Source organism: Sphingomonas sp. SP4 (assembly GCF_058313375.1).
This window is the reverse complement of sequence record NZ_JBZFLE010000001.1, coordinates 698,252-714,557: the sequence shown is the minus strand read 5'-3', so window position 1 is coordinate 714,557 and position 16,306 is coordinate 698,252. Positions and strand designations below refer to the sequence as shown.

The window sequence follows — 16,306 nt, the reverse complement described above, 5'->3', positions numbered from 1 at the left end:
CCTGCTAAGACTGATGAAAGAGCCGCCGTGGAGCGATCCACGGATTGGCGGGCGCCTTAGCCGCTGCCCCCTTTTCCGGCAAGCAGTGGATAGGGATTGATCGGCGTCCCCTGCCACCAGCGTTCACCCTGGCCCATCGAATTGATGGCAAAGTGGAGGTGCGGGCCTTCGGCGCTCGCGTCGCCGGTATGGCCGACGCGGGCGATCACCTGCCCACGCTTGACCTGCTGCCCTTCGTGCAGACCGGGAGCGTAGGCCGAGAGGTGGGCATAATAGTAGATCCACTTCTGATCCGGCGAGCGAACGTAGACCGTCATCCCGCCGCGGACGCTGTTGAACAGCTTCTCCACGGTGCCGTCCGCCGCGGAGATCACCGGTGTCCCTTCATTGGCCATGATGTCGATTGCGTCGTGGCGGCGCCCAGCGCCGCGCGCCGCATCATACGTGTCGGTGAGCTGATTGGCCTTGATACCGGTTACGGGGATCGCGAGGCCGGACGGAGAAACCGCCACCTGCTCTGCTACGACGACAGGTTCGGACTTGTCCGGCTTGACCGTCACGAGGTTACCGCTGCGCGCGACCGAAGCCGGCCGAGACGGCACCAAATTGTAGAACCATATCCAGAAAGCGCTGACCACGACCGCCGTGAAAACGGCCGTGAACAATGCGGTAGTGGCAGTCCTCAGCTTCGCCCTCCCTGTTCGAAGATCGCGGGGAAGCCGGGCTTCATCATGATCCGCGCCAAGCGCATCACGTCCCAATTGGTAAGCCTCAGACAGCCATGGCTTTCGGTGTGACCGATGGTCGACGGCTCAGGCGTCCCGTGGAATCCGTAATGCTCCTTCGACAGGTCGAGCCATGCGACGCCAACCGGTCCGTTCGGTCCCGGCGCCAGCATATGCTCCTGCGAAGTGTCCTTGGCGTCCCAGAACAGGTCCGGCTGGTAGTGGAACTTCGGCAGGAAATCGAAGGCGAGCACCTTCCACCGGCCGATCGGCAGAGGATCATGCTCCGACCCCATGGTGACCGGGAATTGGGCCACGAGACGCGCACTGCCGAGGTCCACGTTGCCCTCCTCCGGATCGCCTTCCGGGACCGGCCCGTCATAGACCTGAAGCACGCCCTCCTTCTTCTTTACGACGACGAACGTGCCTTTCGGCTGCTGCCCATCGACGTTGAGGAGGTTCATCAGATAACCGCCCTTGTCAGGCGAGCCGCTGTAGTCGCGAGACTTCGGCGCCACGTTCGGCAGGCGCAGCGTCTGGCCGAGACCGATCCTCTTGTCGGGACCGTTGAGTGCCACCACGGCGGCCGGACTAGTGTGATAACGCTCAGCGACCTTTTCGAGCATGTTGCGGTAGCCGAGGAAGGGGATTTTGTACTGCTTGTCGGGATCCTTCGGCAGCGGATAGACATAGGTGCTCTTCACGTCGTCCGGCCCGAGCTTCACGTAGGCCGTCGACGGCTTGTTGTTCTGTAGCAATGCCTGCTTGGTCGGGCCGTCGAGCTTGCCCGTCACTTGCAGCCCATTCGCCTTCTGAAAGCCGCTCAACGCCTGAGTGAGCGATGTGCCCTTTTTCCCATCGATGGTGCCCGGCGAGAAGCCGGCAGCATCGAGCAAGACCTGGGCATGGAAGATCTGCCCGTCGATCGGCGATCCGGGCGTGCCCGGTGCGACCCAGTTGCTGGTCTTTGTCGCAGGCTTTGACGGCTGCTGAGCGACGGCCGCCGCAGCCGCGGCGCCCAAGGCCATGGAAGCAAGAAGGAAACGCAACGCAACTCTCCGACGGAATCAATGGTTCGGCGTTGCAACGATGCAGGCTCCAAACGTTTCCCAGATTCACGTCGGCTGCTCAGGCTGGGTGTACAAGCATTGGCGCGGGATCCTCTATCCGGAGGGACTGCCGCAGCGCCTTTGGTTCCAGCGCTATGCGGAGGAATTCGACACCGTCGAGATCAACGCCAGCTTCTATCGAGTGCCGCTCGAAACCACGTTCGACGGGTGGAGGGAGAAGGCGCCGGCTGGCTTTCGCTACGCGGTTAAGGTCAACCGCTTCATCACCCACCTCAAGAAACTGGTTGGCGTCGCAGAGGAGGTGGATCGCTTCATCGGCCTGGCGCGTCGGCTGGGTGGCTCGCTCGGGCCCCTGCTCTACCAGCTCCCTCCCAGCCTCCACAAAGATCTGCCGCGTCTAGACGCCTTCCTCGCACGGCTGCCGAAGGATCTCGAGCATGTCGTCGAGTTTCGGCACAGGAGTTGGTACGACGAGGAGACTCTCGCCTTGCTCAATCGGCACGCCGTCGGCTTCGTCGCTCATGACCTGCGAGGATTGATCTCTCCGCGCTGGGCCAGTGGCCGCACTGCCTACATCCGCTTCCACGGTTCGGGCGGACGATATTCCGGCCGCTATACCGACGAGGCGCTGATCGAATGGGCCGACTGGTGCCTAGAGCAGTCGCGGCAGGGCCGAAGTGTCTGGTGTTACTTCAACAACGACATCCACGGCCACGCCATCGACGACGCGCGAACACTCAAATCGATGGTCAGGCAGATGAGCCGCTGAGCACGCTCTCAAACGCCTTCACGGCGGCGACTGGATCGTCTTTCCCCCACACCGCCTGACAGACTGCAAGGAAGTCCGCCCCTGCATCGACCAGCGGCAAAGCGTTATCTGGCGTAATTCCGCCGATGGCGACGCAAGGAATCTCGAACAGGGTGGACCACCAGGCGAGGATCGACGGCTCCGGACGGTAATCTGACGGCTTGGTCGTGGTCGGGTAGAAAGCGCCGAACGCGACATAGTCTGCGCCCTGCTCACCCGCCTCCATCGCAAGGTGGCGGCTGTCGTGGCAGGTCTTGCCTATTTGAGCATTGGGGCCAAGCAGCGCTCTTGCCTCTCGAATATCCCCGTCCTGCTGGCCCAGATGCACGCCGTCCGCTCCGAGCCGCTTCGCCAGCTTCATGCTGTCGTTGACGATGAACGCGACCTCCGCATCCGAGCAGATACGCTGCAGCGGCTCGGCGAGCCGCGCCAGCTCATGCTCCTCGACATCCTTCACGCGGAGCTGGAAGGCAGCTGCAATGCCTGGTTCCAGGGCAGCCCGGAGCCGGTCCGGGAACACGCCGCCGACTTCCTGCGGGCTGATCAGGTAAAGCTTCGCAGGCTCCGTCCGCTTCTGCGGCGGAAAATCGATCGGGTCGAACTCAGCTTCGTCCAATGTCAGGCGGGAACCTTCTGGGTGGAGGCCTCGTAGATTTCGTCGATCGCGCTTCCGAGCGTCTGATCGAATTCCTGCTCGCTCTGCTGTGAACGCAGGTCGGACAGAAGCGCGCGGCTGAAGCTCGCGATCATGCCCGGATTCTTCGCTAGCTCGCGGCAGGCCTCTTCACGAGAGAAGCCGCCTGAGAGCGCCACCACGCGCAGAACCTTCGGATGATCGACCAACGGCTGGAACTTGCCTGCCTCGGCCGGGATCGACAGCTTGAGCATCACCTGCTGGCCGTCGGTAATCTCGTCCAGTTCTTCGAGAATCGCGGAGAGCAGGAGACCGTCGCTCTGCGCACGATCGGTGCTCTTGATGTTCACTTCGGGCTCGATGATCGGCATCATTCCGTGGGCAAGCACCTGCTTCGCAACCTGGAATTGCTGGGCGACCAGCACGGCAATCCCCGCTTCGTTGGCGGCATTGATGACCGATCGCTCCTTGGTTCCGAAGACGCCCAGCGACTTGGCGCGCTCTAGCAGCTCGTCGAGTTCCGGCATCGGCTTCATCATCTGAACGCCGTTCTCTTCGGCTTCCAAACCCTTGTCGATCTTCACAAAGGGCACGACGCCGCGGTCCACGAGCGCTTGTGGCGTCGGCTTTCCAGCTACCGTCCCGTCCATCGTCCGCTCGAACAGGATCGCCCCGAGCACCTTGCCGCAACCGAAGCAAGGCGACGTGATGATCCGCTCCCGCATCTTGTGGATGAGGCCGAACATCTCCTCATCGTTCGACCAGGCGCCTTCCTCCACGCCGTAACCGGCGAGCGCCTTGGGCGTCGATCCGCCCGACTGGTCGAGCGCCGCAATAAAGCCGTCACCCTGTTGGATCTTCGCGGTCATCTCTGCCTGGTTCATGGTCACCCCTGTTGTTCCAACGCCGCGACGCCTGGAAGCGTGCGGCCTTCCATCCATTCGAGAAATGCTCCGCCTGCGGTCGAGACGAAGGTGAAATCCTGCGCCACGCCTGCATGGTTGAGCGCGGCGACGGTATCGCCGCCGCCCGCGACCGAGATCAGCGACCCTTCCTTCGTCAGCGCGGCTGCGGTTTTCGCGAGCGCGACTGTGGCTGCATCGAAGGGCGGCGTTTCGAAGGCACCGAGCGGTCCGTTCCAGACCAGGGTGCGGCAGGTCTTGAGCGCATCGGCGAGGGCCTCAACGGCAGCAGGACCGACGTCGAGGATCATCTCGTCCGCCTGGACCTCGTGGACGTTGCAGGTGCGCATGCTCGGCGGATTGGGCGCGAACTCTTTGGCGACCACCACGTCGTAAGGAAGGTGGATCGTGCAGCCGGCTTCTTCGGCGCGATCGAAGATCGCATTGGCTTCCCCCGTCAGCTCGTGCTCGCACAGCGACTTGCCGACGTTGACGCCGCGGGCGGCGAGGAAGGTGTTGGCCATCCCTCCGCCGATGATCAGGTGGTCGACCTTGCCGACAAGATGACCGAGCACGGCGAGCTTGGTTGAAACCTTGGCACCACCGACGACGGCCGCGACGGGCCGCTCAGGATTGCCGAGTGCACGCTCGAGCGCCTTGAGCTCGGCCTCCGTCGCTCGGCCCGCGAAGCTCGGCAGATAGTGCGTGATCCCTTCCGTCGACGCATGGGCGCGGTGCGAAACGGAGAAGCCATCGTTGACATAATAGTCGCCGAGCGCGGCCATTCCCTTAGCGAGGTCAGGATCGTTCTTCTCTTCGCCGAGGTGAAAGCGCGTGTTCTCCAGGATGCCGATGTTCCCAGGCAGCATCGTCGCGATGGCGCGCTCCGCTTCAGGTCCCTGGCAATCCTCGATGAAGCGTACCGACCTACCGGAAAGCCGGTGGACCGGCAGCACGAGCTGGGCCGTCGACATATCCGGCCTCTTCTCACCTTTCGGACGACCGAAGTGCGACAGCAGCAGCACGATGGCTCCCCGATCGCTCAGCTCCAGGACCGTCGGGAGCATCGCCCGGAGGCGCGTGTCATCGGTGACCCTCGCCCCGTCCATGGGAACATTGAGATCGACGCGGACCAGCACCTTCTTGCCGGTCAGGTCCTCAGGCAGGTCGTCGAGGGTCTTGAACTTGCTCATTGAGAACGAATCTTCACCAATCTTCGCAGTGACGAGCCATTCTGCGCTGATCCGGATCCCGAATGCCCGTTCCCCGGATTCAGCATAGACGAGGCTCCGAACTGTAGGACAGTCTTAGCCCAGCTTCGCCATAGCGCAGGCGGTGTCGACCATTCGGTTCGAGAAACCCCATTCATTGTCGTACCAGCTGACGACCCGGACGAGCTTGCCTTCCAGCACCGCCGTCTCGAGGCTGTCGACCGTCGAGCTTGCCGGCGTGTGCATGAGGTCGATCGAGACGACCGGCTCATCGGTATAGTCGAGAATGCCCCTGAGACGCGGCGTCTCCGAAGCAGCTTTCAAGATTTGGTTGACCTCTTCGCGCGTGGTGTCGCGCTTCGGCTGAAAGGTGAGATCGACCAAGCTGACGTCCGGCACCGGAACGCGGATCGCCGATCCGTCGAGCTTACCCTTCAGCTCCGGAAGCACCTCACCGACCGCGCGCGCAGCACCCGTCGTCGTCGGAATCATCGACATGGCCGCAGCACGGGCGCGGCGCAGATCGGAGTGGATCTGATCGAGGATCTTCTGATCGTTGGTGTAAGCGTGAACCGTCGTCATCAGTCCACGCTCGATGCCCAGCGCGTCGTTCAGCACCTTGGCGACCGGAGCGAGGCAGTTGGTCGTGCAGGACGCGTTGGAGATGATCGTCATGTCGGCGGTCAGCTTGTCGTCGTTGACGCCGTAGACGACGGTGAGATCGACACCCTTTGCCGGGGCAGAGATCAGGACGCGCTTGGCGCCTGCGTCTATGTGCTTCTGAGCGCTCGCGCGGTCGGTGAAGAAGCCGGTGCACTCAAGCACCAGCTCGACGGCCTGCTCGCCATGCGGGAGGTTGGCCGGATCTTTCTCAGCAGTGACGCGGATGCGCTTGCCGTCGACGACGATGTCGTTGCCGTCGGCCTTCACGTCGCCTGGGAACTTTCCATGGACGCTGTCATGCTTGAACAGCCAGGCATTCGCCTTCGCGTCGGCGAGGTCGTTGACCGAAACCAGGTCCAGCCCGCAGTCCGGCCGCTCGAGGATCGCGCGAGCGACGAGACGGCCGATGCGGCCGAAACCGTTGATTGCAACTTTGGTCATTGAATGCCTCTTTGCTTCATGAAGTCGGTGATGCGGGTGGCGACCTTGTCTGGCGTCAGGCCGAAATAGTCGTAGGCGTCGGGCGCCGGGGCTGAGACGCCGAAACGGTCGATGCCAATGCGAAGCCCATGAAGGCCGGTGTAGCGCTCCCAGCCGAACGTGGTGCCTGCCTCGATCGAGACGCGCAGGATCTCGCGATTGCTGACGTCCGGCAGGATGTCTTCGCGATATTCAGACGGCTGCGCATCGAAGCGCTCGGTGCAGGGCATGGACACCACGTCGGTGCCGATCCCTTGCGCTTCAAGCTTCTCAGCGGCGTCGAGCGCGATTTCGACCTCTGATCCGGTGGCCATGATTATCACCTTGCGCGCATTGCCGGCCGCCTTGAGGCGGTAAGCGCCGCGGGCGGAGAGGTTCCCGGTCCATGCGCCTGTGCGGACCGGGCGCAGGTTCTGGCGGGTAAGCGCCAGGATGCTCGGGTCCTCGCTGGTCAGCGCCAGCGCCCAGCATTCGGCCGTCTCGACTGCATCGGCAGGTCGGAAGACGTCGAGCTGCGGCATGGCTCGAAGGCTCTGCAGATGCTCGATCGGCTGGTGCGTCGGTCCGTCCTCGCCGAGGCCGATGGAATCGTGCGTCATCACGTAGATGACCTGCGCTTCCTGCAGCGCTGAGAGGCGGATCGCCGGACGCGCATAGTCGGTAAAGACGAGGAAGGTACCGCCGTATGGGATCACGCCGCCGTGCAGCGCGAGGCCGTTCATCGCGGCGGCCATGCCGAACTCGCGAATGCCGTAATAGACGTAACGGCCCGCATAATTCTCCGCCGTCAGCGGCTCGATATTCTTGGTCTTCGTGTTGTTGGAGCCGGTCAGGTCGGCCGAGCCACCAATGGTCGCCGGGATGGCAGCGTTGATTGCCTCCAATGCCATTTCCGACGCCTTGCGCGTTGCGACCGGCTTCAGATCCGCGAGGAGCTTGTCGACGTAAGGCTTGAGCCAGGCGTCGCTGACCTTGCCGTTGATGCGTGCGAGGAAGTCATCCTTGCGGCCGCTCTGTTCCAGGCGGTCCTTCCACTGCGCGTGATCGACTGCGCCCCGCTTGCCCGCGCTGCGCCAGGCGTTGAGCACGTCGTCAGGGACGGTGAATTCCTGTGGTTCGAGTCCAAGCTCGGCGCGTGCCGCTTCGACTTCATCCTTGCCGAGCGCTGCGCCGTGGGTCGCGGCAGTGCCCTGCTTGTTCGGAGCGCCGTAGCCGATGATGGTCCGGCAGCGGATCAGGCTCGGGCGCGGATCAGCAATGGCTTCCTCGATCGCGCGACTGACATCGGCACCGTCGAGACCGTCGCATTCGGTCGTGTGCCACTGCGCGGCCTGATGGCGCGCCACGACGTCCTCGTTGCGCGAGAGGTCGGTCGAGCCGTCGATGGTGATGCTGTTGTCGTCCCAAAGAACGATCAGCCGTCCGAGCCTCAGATTGCCCGCGAGCCCGATCGCCTCATGGTTCACGCCTTCCATCAGGTCGCCGTCCCCGGCGATCACGAAAGTGCGGTGATCGACCAGGTCGTTGCCGTAGATGGCGTTGAGGTGGCGCTCGGCGATGGCCATGCCCACTGACATGGCGACGCCCTGACCTAGCGGCCCAGTTGTTACCTCTACGCCCGCGAGTTCGAAATTCTCCGGGTGGCCTGCCGTTGGGCTCCCAAGCTGACGGAAGCGCTTGATGTCGTCCATCGTTGGCCGCTCGTAGCCCGCGAGATATAGCAAGGCGTAGATCAGCATCGAGCCGTGCCCGGCCGACAGGATGAAGCGGTCACGGTCGGGCCAGTGCGGATCGGCCGCATCGAACTTCAGGTGACGGGTGAAGAGAGCCGTGGCGGCATCCGCCATGCCCATCGGCATTCCAGGATGGCCGCTGTTCGCAGCCTCCACAGCGTCCATCGCGAGAGCGCGGATGGCATTGGCGAGGCGGCGGTCGTTAGGCTGCATAGGCTCCGCTTATGGGGTTCGGTCCGGGAGTCCGGACGATGCTGCCGCCCCATTAGCTGCCCTGCCCGTGGCGTCAAATCGCCGCTTCCGTACTTGCTCGAAATTGCCAACTTGCGTAGCGAAGAGCGGATGGAGGACGAGGTCCTTTTTTCAGCACTCGATCGCGCCGAAGCTGCGTTGCAGCGGATTGAGCGCGCGCTTGCCCAGCGCCAGCCCGCCGCTGGGCGGGACGAACAGCTGCGCGCGCGTGTTCGCGAAGTCGTGGAAGAGCTCGACGAGCTGATCCGCGAGGCTGCCGCCTGATGTCGGCGCTCGTGGACATCAACATCGCCGGCCGCAGCTACCAGGTAGCCTGCCGCGAGGGTGAGGAAGACCAGCTCCGCACCGCTGCGCGTCTCGTCGACGGCAAGGCTCGCGAGGCTCTGGCGGGGCTGGGCACATTGTCGGAAGCTCGCCAGTTCCTCTTTGCCTCGCTGCTCCTGGCTGATCAGCTGATTGACAAGCCCGATCGCGAGGGCGAACCTCAGGCGATAGTTCCTTCGGGGCCGGATCCACGCCTCGTCAGCCGCGCCGAAACGCTCGCAGCTCGCCTCGAATCGCTCGCGGACGCACTTGAGGGCGAGGCCGCGAATCCCTAAGTTCGAACGCGACGGGAACTGCCCGGTGCGAGCCTTCGGAAAATCCCTGAGGCGATTCAATCCACCTGGGAGCTGACCCTGCTCTGGACCCTGGTTTGGAGCAATCGGCGCCCACCTGACGTTTTGGCGTCAGAGGATTTTAGGGCAAACGGCCACGGTGGTCCCGTCACCTCCCTTCCCGCCCGGGCCCCGAACGGGGCCTGAGATGCCGCCGCTATCCAAGGAATCGCTCCGGCGAGCCGCGCTGGATGCGCGGAAAGCCTATGTGCGAACGCTTAGCGACGCGGAGCGCACGTTGCTCGAACAGCGACTCGCCCAGCATCTCACCTCGATCTGCGCAGGTGCGGCCGTCGTGGGCGGCTACGCGCCGCTCGGGTCCGAGATCAGCCCCGCTGCCGCAATGGAGGAAGTCCGCGCCGTCGGCCGAATCGTGGCCTTTCCCGCCTTCGACAATCCGGCAAAGCCGTTCAAATTCCGCGCCGGCGATCCTCTCCAGCCTGGGCCGTTCGGGATCATGCAACCCAAGCGAAGCGCGCCGGTCGTCGAACCTGACCTGGTCCTCGTTCCGCTAATTGCGATCGACAGCCGCGGTACACGGCTGGGCCGCGGCAAGGGACATTACGACCGCGCGTTGGTTCGACTGAAAACCATGCGGGTGAAACTGATCGGCGTTGGCTGGTCGCTTCAGCTCCTCGCCGACACGATCCCAACAGACGAATGGGACGTGCCTCTTGATGGCTTCGCCTCGCCTGACGGGCTGACGATGTTCGCTGGATAACAACCATTTGTTCACTTCCCGAAGGCAAAATCGCGCCGACGAGGAAGATCTCACATGGCTGAAGCAGCAAAACGTGCCGAGTTGAAACCGGAGCGCAGACGCGCTGGGCGTGCAGCGCTTAGCCTCACCGCCACGATGCGCGAGGGCAGCCGGAGCAAGGTCCAGGTTCGGATTATCGACATTTCGACCGGCGGTTGCCGGATCGAATGCTCTTCGGCGGTGCCGGTGGACGCCAATGTCTGGCTGACCATCCCCGGCCTCGAAAACCAATATTGCCGAATCGTCTGGCACTGCCAGGAGTTCGTCGGCATCGAATTTGAAAAGCCGCTAGCGCAGGCCGTCTTCGATCGCCTTCTGGCGGATCAGGGACATCTGCCTGAAAAGGCGATTTCGGAGCTCCGCGACATCGCGAACCGCGCTCACTGGCTCGCGACCAATGCTGAGATCGACGACATTCACATTCTCGCGGAGCTTTCCCGCAAATGTGCCGTCGATGCGGTCGTCGAGGGCTTCCGCCTCAGCGAGTCGAAGCGCCCGACCAAATAAGTCGGAAGTTTAGGTTTGAGGTCTCCGCCTCTGCGAGGCGAAGCCCTATTTCCTTACGCCGCTTTGGCTGTTCCGTTGAGGATCGGACCGATGCCGCCGGCTTCCTCGATGCGCTGCACCAGCGAACCGCGCGGCAGGTCCTGATCGATCGCCCAGGCAAGCACAGCTTCGAGCTGGGCGATCGTCGCGTCGTCGCACATGTCCTGGAAGGCGAGCTTCACGACCGGACGCATGGGCGCACGGAGCTGAATCTTGAGGCCGGCGCCTTCGACCAGCCGTAGATATTCTTCGGGGCTCTCTTCTGCCTCGAGTGCGAAATCGTAGGCGGCGCTGAGCCCTTCATAGAGAGCTGCGTTCGCGCGCAGCTTCGCCAGGCGGGCCTCGTCGGCCATCGCCCGTACTTCGGTGAGTTTGCTCTGCAAGGTTCCCTCCGACGCTGAACTGGATTTGCGCGGCTCTTCCCTAGCCGCCACTTCGAGATGATCTTCAGGTTGCAGCACGAGCTCTTCGGGCTCCTCTGCAACCACGTCTTCTTCTTCAAAGATTGGCTCCGCCGCTTCCTCAGCGACCGGCTCCAGAATCTCTTCAACCGGCTCAGCCACCTCTTCAGCTGCCGGCTCTTCCACGATTTCTTCGACTTCCCGCTTCGCCTTGGGAGCCGCGGGCATCACGGGTTCAACCTTTACGGGCGCCGATCCATAGAAGCCCGTCGCTGCTGCAAGGGTCTTGAAGGAGAAGCCAGCCGCCTTCTTTGGTGCGGGCGCTGGTTCGTCTTCGACCGGCGCGACATCCACCACTTCGTCGACGACCTCCTGCGGCTCTTCTTCAGCGAAATCCTCGACGGGCTCCCGCCGCTCATCGACAATGTCTTCAACCACATCCTCTTCGACCGGTTCTTCGAGTTCCAGCGCCTCGTCCTCAGGCTCACCTGCCTCGTCAGTAAGGGCTTCCTCAAGCGCAACGACTTCGTCGGGCTCTTCGAGCTCCGCAGGTCCATCGGCCGCTTCTTCCGGCTCAGAGGCCTCTTCAACGACCGCAACCTCTTCGGCTTCAGCTTCAGGTTCTTCGGGGTCAGCCTTCTTCTGCTTCTTGGTCCCCTCGCCCGTTTCGGTCTCGAAGGTCACATAGCCGTAGACATAGTCGACCCAGGCGCCCGCGGCGCTCAGCGGCAGCAACGTAACCCAGCAGCGGGTCGTCGTTCCGTTGGCTGAGAATTCGTCCTCGAAAGCGAGGAAGTTACGCGAAATGGCGACGATCGAGAGCTTGCGCGCAATGCTCGACAAGAGCGACGGACGAGCCGCCTGCGAGATCCTGTCGACGGCGTCGCCGTCCTTCAGCTTCTCGCCGACATGACGGACTTCCGCGTCTTCACCGCCTCCGATCAGCTCCAGCAAGACCGAATGCGGTGCGGCGTCGGAGATTTCCAGCGGATCAAGATCGCGCAGCGGCGGCAATTCGCGATTGCCGCGAATCGACAACCAGTAAGCGAGGACCGCCTCGTGCTTGCCGAGCTCAGCGGGCTCTATCGCCTTGAATACGTCCAACAGCGCGTCTGCTGCCGGTTGTCCGGCTGCTTCCATGCTTGAACCGGGCGCACCCATTCCCTGCCTCCGCTCCTCGTATGCGAAGGCCCTTTGTGCGCTGCTCCCTCTTAGAAAAGGTTAAAGCGGATGAAGTTTTCTTCGCCCACCTAGATGTGGGGGAGCTGGAAAAAATCGCTGACCCCCACGAGCAGGAACTGCATTCCGATGCAGATGAGCAAGAAGCCGAATATCCGCGTCATCGCGTCGATACCCGAAGGCCCCAAAGCCCGGGCCATCCACGCGGCCGCTCTCAACACCATAAACGCGAACAATACGGTTATCGCCAGGCCAAGGATCACGCCCGCGTAGACGACCAGATATTGCTCCGGATGCTTGCTCCAGATCTGCGACGCGGCGGTGATCACGACCGACATCGACCCCGGTCCCGCCAAGCTTGGCATGGCAAGCGGGGTGAAAGCGATTTCATGATCCCTCGGCTGACCTGGACCGGGGTCTGTCGTCATCATTGAGCCGCCCGGGAAAAGCATGCGAAAGCCGATCACTGAGATGATCAAACCACCGGCAATCCGCAGGCCAGGAATCGAAATTCCGAAGAAGTCGATGATCGCGACGCCAAGGAGCAGCGACAAGACCAGGATGGCGAAGGCGTAGATACAAGCCATCAGGGCGTCCCGATGGCGTCGCCGCTCACTGAAGCCGGCGGTCAGCGATATGAAGAGTGGGGCAGTGCTGAACGGGTTCATGATCGGCAAGAGCGTGCCGATGGTCAGCACAGCCGCTTCGCCGAATATACCGATGGGACCTCTCCCGCGGCATTGAACCCAGGCTCGGCGTGCCGGGCACAGGGATGATCCTCAATCGGGATTACCCTGAGCCAAAGAAAGCGAAGATTTGTGGTGCTACCAGTCCTGGCCAGTCCTATACGTCATGCCGATGGCGTGGAGCTTGCGCTCCTCCTGGCCGATCAATTCCGACAGTACGATCTTCCGGCGCTGGTTGGTCTCTGACGCGATCATCGAACGATAGAGTTCGAGCGTCCTGCGAACTTCGAGCTCGTCCATCACTGCCCCCTGTGAACACACGATCCGACAGGCAAAGCCTCTGCCTCGGGAGGTTGACCCGGAATCAGGTATTTCCCTGATATTGTGCCACGCTGGGATCGCCTGAGTGCGCTTCAGTCACGTTAGCTGTCTTCGTGGACCGAGCGCATGTGGGCTCGCGTGAGTTCGGCCCCGCGTTTGGCAGTGGCTACGGCCGCGCGAAGACGAGAGGACGCCGGCTCGTCACCAGCGTGCAGTTCAAGGAGCTTTGAGAGCCGATCCGCCAGTTCCTCGAACTGGGCCTCGACAATCCTCAATTGATCCAACTCGGCGGTCACTCGGTTACTCGCTCGTTACGCTAAACGGCTGAAAGGAACGCCATAATTGCGGCTAGTCGCCAAGAGCGAAGGTTGGCGCAGGCGTGTGTGCATGTCCCGGATCGGGAATTTTTCAGCCCGACTCGACAGGCAAACAGCCGTCGCTAGGGTGCCGCCATGCTCAAACATGCCTCCGCGCTGCTCGCGCTAGTTGCCGCCCCTGCCCTCGCCCAATCCCTGACTGCGCAAGAAACAGCCAAGATCGACAAGATCGTAGCGGATGCCCTTGCCGCAGACTCGGTGCCGTCCGCGCAGGTTGCGGTCGTTCGCGACGGGAAGATCGTCCTGTCAAAGGGCTACGGGAAGGCAAGTGATCGGCTGCCGGCAACCGCGAACCTGCCTTATCAGATCGCGTCCAACTCGAAGCAGTTTACGGCTATGGCGCTGCTGCTCCTCGAGGACGAGGGCAAGCTGAGCCTCGACGATCACGTCTCGAAATATTTGCCGGGCATCACGGATGGCGACCAGATCACGCTGCGCCAGCTGCTGTCGCATACGTCGGGACTGCAGGACTTCTGGCCGCAGGATTACAGCTTCGAGGCCATGTCGCATCCGACGAACCCGCAGGGCATCGTCGACCGCTGGGCGAAGAAGCCGCTCGACTTCAAGCCCGGGGACCAGTGGCAATATTCGAACACGGGCTACGTTGTTGCCGGCATGATCGCGGAAAAGGTCAGCGGCGAACCGCTGATGACCTACCTCAACCGCAAGATCTTCAAGCCGCTCGGGATGACGAGCGTGAAGAACCAGGACGACACTTACACGCCGGCCTATCCGACGGGGTACGGTCGCTATGCGCTGGGTCCGGTTCGCGCCGTAACGCCGCCGGCACGCGGTTGGCTCTACGCCGCTGGCGAGCTGTCAATGACCGCCGAAGATCTCGCGAAATGGGACATCGCGCGCATCAACCGGTCGCTTGTGCCGGCCGACGACTGGCAGGCGCAGGAAACGTCGGTGAAGCTCAACGACGGCAAGGACAGCAATTACGGCCTGGGCGTCTTCATCAGGCCTGGACCGCCGCGCGCGATCACCCATGGCGGCGAGGCCGTCGGCTTCCTGTCGGCGAACAATGTCTATCCTGATCAGAAGGCCGCGGTCGTCGTCCTGACGAACAGCTGGTCGGGCGGCGCCTACAACCGCATCGCTCGTGAGATCGCGAAGGTCATCCTGCCGGCAGCCCCGCAGGACGCTGTGCAGATCGCCCAGGCAACGCGGGCCAGGAACGTGTTCGACCAGCTTCGCCACGGGCAGCTCGACCGGTCACAACTGACTGCCAATGCCAATTACTATTTCACGCCGCAGGCGATCGCCGATTACGCATCGAGCATCGGGCAGTTCGGCGAGCCGACGTCGTTCGAGCCCGACGGCAAGCCGGTTCTGCGCGGCGGATACGTGATCCAGAGCTATACGATTAAATATCCGAACAAGACGCTGGACCTCTCGACATTCTATGAGCCGGGAGCCAACGGGCGCATCGAACAGTTCCTGGTGACGCCCGGAGACTAAGCGCCTCATGACCGACTTTGCATCGCTTCTCGTCGCCGACCGCGGCCAGAAGGCGCGGCCGATCCATCTTGTCGACAAGGAGAGTTTCGCGGCCTGGGTGAAGCGCCGGCCCGCCGAGGATCGGGCGCTGCTCGAAGCACATCGCTTCGATGGGAAGAGCGACGGAGCATTCGCGATCCTTCCCCGCGGCGGCGATTTCGAGGTCGTCGGCGCGGTGAAGAAGGCGGGCTCGTTGTCAGCGTGGTGCCTGGCGAAGCTCGCAACGAGCCTGCCCGAAGGCACTTACAAGCTTGTCGAAAATGAACCGGGCAAGGCGGCGTTGGGCTGGCTGCTCGCGCAACACCGCTTCGATGACTACCGTTCGAAGAGGCCTGAGACGGAGCGCGGCGATCGCACCCTCGTCACTGGCGATGCGGCGCGAATCGATGAAGCCGTTCGTCTGGCGGAAGCGACTGCCCTCGTACGCGACCTCGTCAACACGCCGGCCGCCGATCTCGGTCCCGCCGAGCTTGAGGAAGCCGCTCGCGAGGCCGCGAGCACCGGTGGCGTTCAGCTGCGAGTGATCAGTGGAGACGAACTAGCCGATGGCTACCCGCTGATCGCAGCCGTAGGCGGCGCCGCGTCACCCGAGCGCGCACCGCGCCTGATCGAACTGGAATGGGGAAAGCCCGACGATCCGCGCGTGGCAATCATCGGCAAGGGCGTGTGCTTCGACAGTGGCGGTCTCGATTTGAAACCTGCCAGCGGCATGCGTCTAATGAAAAAGGACATGGGCGGTGCGGCCCACGCGCTCGCCCTCGCCCGGCTGATCATGGCCGAGCGGTTGCCGGTCCGCCTCCACCTCCTCATCCCAGCCGTCGAGAATGCCGTCTCCAGCACCGCCTATCGTCCAGGAGACGTGGTGAAGTCCCGCAAGGGGACATTCGTCGAGGTCGACAATACCGATGCCGAGGGGCGCCTAATCCTGGCCGATGCACTGACCAGGGCCGTCGAAGGTAAGCCTGAATTGATCGTCGATTTTGCGACGTTGACAGGTGCAGCTCGCGTTGCGCTCGGCCCGGACCTGCCGGCCTTCTTCGCCAACTCCGACGATCTCGCGGCCAGCGTCGAGCGGCTCTCGCGCGATGTAGAAGATCCGATCTGGCGCATGCCGTTATGGACGCCGTACGAAGAGATGCTGAAGAGCGACATCGCGGATTTCGCCAATGCATCGAACACGCCGATGGCGGGCTGCATCACCGCAGCCTTGTTCCTGAAGAAGTTCGTGCCTGACGAAATAAGTTGGGCGCATTTCGATACTTACGCGTGGCGCGATGCGGCAAAACCGGGACGTCCCAAAGGTGGCGATGCACTCGGCCTGCGGGCGGTTTTTGCGACGCTCGCAGATCGTTACTTACAGGCGTGAAAAGTTAATTGCCGGAGAAATACGGAATTTTCG

General features: G+C 62.8%; 18 protein-coding genes. 7 read left to right on the top strand and 11 right to left on the bottom strand.

The features are described from left to right. Nucleotides 1–56 precede the first annotated feature (56 nt). Nucleotides 57–665: a M23 family metallopeptidase gene (locus AC4GYV_RS03660; protein ID WP_491099300.1), complete on the bottom strand. Its 609-nt coding sequence runs from the start codon at nucleotides 663–665 to the stop codon at nucleotides 57–59. A 17-nt stretch (nucleotides 666–682) separates the two neighbouring features. Beyond that, nucleotides 683–1,774: a L,D-transpeptidase family protein gene (locus AC4GYV_RS03655; protein ID WP_491099299.1), complete on the bottom strand. Its 1,092-nt coding sequence runs from the start codon at nucleotides 1,772–1,774 to the stop codon at nucleotides 683–685. 40 nt (nucleotides 1,775–1,814) lie between these two features. Between AC4GYV_RS03655 and AC4GYV_RS03650 the strand changes: the two genes are divergently transcribed. Then, complete coding sequence (locus tag AC4GYV_RS03650) at nucleotides 1,815–2,564, top strand: DUF72 domain-containing protein (protein ID WP_491099298.1); 750 nt, start codon at nucleotides 1,815–1,817, stop codon at nucleotides 2,562–2,564. On the opposite strand, the gene thiE is transcribed toward AC4GYV_RS03650, so the two are convergent. The 5 genes from thiE to tkt all read right to left on the bottom strand — a co-directional run bounded on the left by thiE (nucleotide 2,545) and on the right by tkt (nucleotide 8,439). After that, entirely contained in the window at nucleotides 2,545–3,219 is a 675-nt protein-coding gene (gene thiE, locus AC4GYV_RS03645) for a thiamine phosphate synthase (protein WP_491099297.1), read from the bottom strand. The genes AC4GYV_RS03650 and thiE overlap by 20 nt on opposite strands. A 2-nt stretch (nucleotides 3,220–3,221) precedes the next feature. Continuing rightward, a complete protein-coding gene (locus AC4GYV_RS03640) occupies nucleotides 3,222–4,121 on the bottom strand; it encodes a fructose bisphosphate aldolase (protein ID WP_491099296.1) in 900 nt (299 codons plus the stop codon). 2 nt (nucleotides 4,122–4,123) lie between these two features. Continuing rightward, nucleotides 4,124–5,332 (bottom strand): phosphoglycerate kinase, encoded by a 1,209-nt coding sequence (locus AC4GYV_RS03635; RefSeq protein ID WP_491099295.1) that lies wholly within the window; start codon nucleotides 5,330–5,332, stop codon nucleotides 4,124–4,126. 114 nt (nucleotides 5,333–5,446) lie between these two features. Next, a complete protein-coding gene (gap, locus tag AC4GYV_RS03630; RefSeq protein ID WP_491099294.1) occupies nucleotides 5,447–6,454 on the bottom strand; it encodes a type I glyceraldehyde-3-phosphate dehydrogenase in 1,008 nt (335 codons plus the stop codon). After that, a complete protein-coding gene (tkt, locus tag AC4GYV_RS03625; RefSeq protein WP_491099293.1) occupies nucleotides 6,451–8,439 on the bottom strand; it encodes a transketolase in 1,989 nt (662 codons plus the stop codon). The genes gap and tkt overlap by 4 nt, the downstream gene beginning before the upstream one ends. Nucleotides 8,440–8,568: 129 nt before the next feature. Between tkt and AC4GYV_RS03620 the strand changes: the two genes are divergently transcribed. The 4 genes from AC4GYV_RS03620 to AC4GYV_RS03605 all read left to right on the top strand — a co-directional run bounded on the left by AC4GYV_RS03620 (nucleotide 8,569) and on the right by AC4GYV_RS03605 (nucleotide 10,401). Then, complete coding sequence (locus tag AC4GYV_RS03620) at nucleotides 8,569–8,742, top strand: hypothetical protein (RefSeq protein ID WP_491099292.1); 174 nt, start codon at nucleotides 8,569–8,571, stop codon at nucleotides 8,740–8,742. Continuing rightward, nucleotides 8,742–9,077, top strand: coding sequence for a cell division protein ZapA (locus AC4GYV_RS03615; protein WP_491099291.1), 336 nt, complete (start codon nucleotides 8,742–8,744; stop codon nucleotides 9,075–9,077). The genes AC4GYV_RS03620 and AC4GYV_RS03615 overlap by 1 nt, the downstream gene beginning before the upstream one ends. 205 nt (nucleotides 9,078–9,282) lie before the next feature. Continuing rightward, nucleotides 9,283–9,855 carry a 5-formyltetrahydrofolate cyclo-ligase gene (locus AC4GYV_RS03610; RefSeq protein ID WP_491099290.1) on the top strand — a complete coding sequence of 191 codons (573 nt, stop codon included), beginning with the start codon at nucleotides 9,283–9,285 and terminating at the stop codon, nucleotides 9,853–9,855. 54 nt (nucleotides 9,856–9,909) lie between these two features. Next, the gene (locus AC4GYV_RS03605) at nucleotides 9,910–10,401 is read left to right on the top strand and encodes a PilZ domain-containing protein (RefSeq protein WP_491099289.1); all 492 of its coding nucleotides are present in this window, start codon (nucleotides 9,910–9,912) and stop codon (nucleotides 10,399–10,401) included. A 53-nt stretch (nucleotides 10,402–10,454) separates the two neighbouring features. Here the strand turns inward: AC4GYV_RS03605 and AC4GYV_RS03600 are convergent, their stop codons facing one another. From AC4GYV_RS03600 to AC4GYV_RS03585, 4 genes are all read right to left on the bottom strand, one after another. Next, complete coding sequence (locus AC4GYV_RS03600; RefSeq protein ID WP_491099288.1) at nucleotides 10,455–11,945, bottom strand: PAS domain-containing protein; 1,491 nt, start codon at nucleotides 11,943–11,945, stop codon at nucleotides 10,455–10,457. Nucleotides 11,946–12,091: 146 nt separating this feature from the next. Then, nucleotides 12,092–12,718, bottom strand: coding sequence for a MarC family NAAT transporter (locus tag AC4GYV_RS03595; protein ID WP_491099287.1), 627 nt, complete (start codon nucleotides 12,716–12,718; stop codon nucleotides 12,092–12,094). Between the two features lie 126 nt (nucleotides 12,719–12,844). After that, complete coding sequence (locus AC4GYV_RS03590) at nucleotides 12,845–13,006, bottom strand: hypothetical protein (protein WP_491099286.1); 162 nt, start codon at nucleotides 13,004–13,006, stop codon at nucleotides 12,845–12,847. Between the two features lie 122 nt (nucleotides 13,007–13,128). After that, nucleotides 13,129–13,323, bottom strand: a complete 195-nt coding sequence (locus tag AC4GYV_RS03585; RefSeq protein ID WP_491099285.1) for a hypothetical protein — start codon at nucleotides 13,321–13,323, stop codon at nucleotides 13,129–13,131. 156 nt (nucleotides 13,324–13,479) lie between these two features. Between AC4GYV_RS03585 and AC4GYV_RS03580 the strand changes: the two genes are divergently transcribed. Beyond that, entirely contained in the window at nucleotides 13,480–14,868 is a 1,389-nt protein-coding gene (locus tag AC4GYV_RS03580; protein ID WP_491099284.1) for a serine hydrolase domain-containing protein, read from the top strand. A 7-nt stretch (nucleotides 14,869–14,875) separates the two neighbouring features. After that, a complete protein-coding gene (locus AC4GYV_RS03575) occupies nucleotides 14,876–16,273 on the top strand; it encodes a leucyl aminopeptidase family protein (RefSeq protein ID WP_491099283.1) in 1,398 nt (465 codons plus the stop codon). Nucleotides 16,274–16,306 lie beyond the last annotated feature (33 nt).